This window comes from Candidatus Methylomicrobium oryzae (genome assembly GCF_016745425.1).
GTDB lineage: Bacteria > Pseudomonadota > Gammaproteobacteria > Methylococcales > Methylomonadaceae > Methylomicrobium > Methylomicrobium oryzae.
The window spans coordinates 1-707 of the sequence record NZ_JAERVK010000060.1 but is presented as its reverse complement, the minus strand read 5'-3'; the positions used below and the strand labels follow the sequence as shown (position 1 = coordinate 707).

Annotated in this window: 2 protein-coding genes; both read right to left on the bottom strand. The window is 53.7% G+C overall.

Annotated features, from left to right (window positions below):
• Positions 1-359, bottom strand: a 359-nt coding sequence (locus JJL52_RS21130) for a hypothetical protein (RefSeq protein ID WP_202054499.1), incomplete at its 3' end; no start/stop codon positions are given.
• On the bottom strand, positions 352-707 hold a 356-nt coding region (locus JJL52_RS21125; protein WP_202054498.1), incomplete at its 5' end, for a hypothetical protein. The genes JJL52_RS21125 and JJL52_RS21130, both read right to left, overlap by 8 nt.

Sequence of the window (707 nt, the reverse complement as noted above, 5' to 3'; positions counted from 1 at the left end):
CGCGCCATTTCGTCAAACCGTTGATGGTATTTGGAATTTCCATGCAACCGTTCGGTTTTCTCGTCGACTTCTTCCCATTCCGCATCGGCGATGACGGGAACGTCTTGGGGCTTCTGCTTCGATTGGGCTGATACGTGTTCAGTGACTTTTTCGAGTGACTTTTTGTCACGCTGAGTGACATTTCGGTGAGGTGACTTTTTCTCCCATCCTTGTCTTTTTGCCGCCTTGGCAATGGCAACCCGATTAACATCAAAGCCTTTCGACGCCAATTCATCAGCCAGCCATTGATGGCCTTCGCGCGGGTCGGTTTCCCATGCCTGACGGGCTTCAGCCCATTGTGGTTTGGTTAATTTAGCCATCGGGATTTAAACTCCTCTGCTCTTCAAGCCGGACGCGGCTTTCGTCGATGTTTGATTTCAGCGCGTCAAAGGCCTGTTTCGCCTGTTCATGCTCTGGGTGCTTTCGATCGTGAAGCGGATGATGCAAATTCTTGAGAGTATCGTCGATCGCTTGCTCGGCCTCGCTTAGCGCCCGAATCTTGTTCAGTTCATAGCTGAGCCCCATAGCGTCCTCGGCGGTCTCTGCCAACAATCGTAACAGCTTGGCGCCGCCGCGCAGGTCGTCGAAGGCGCGGTTGTTCCGGCGTACCTGATCGATCTGCTGCAGATTCTCTTTCGAGCGGCGCAACGTCCGGTCAACCGACTCAG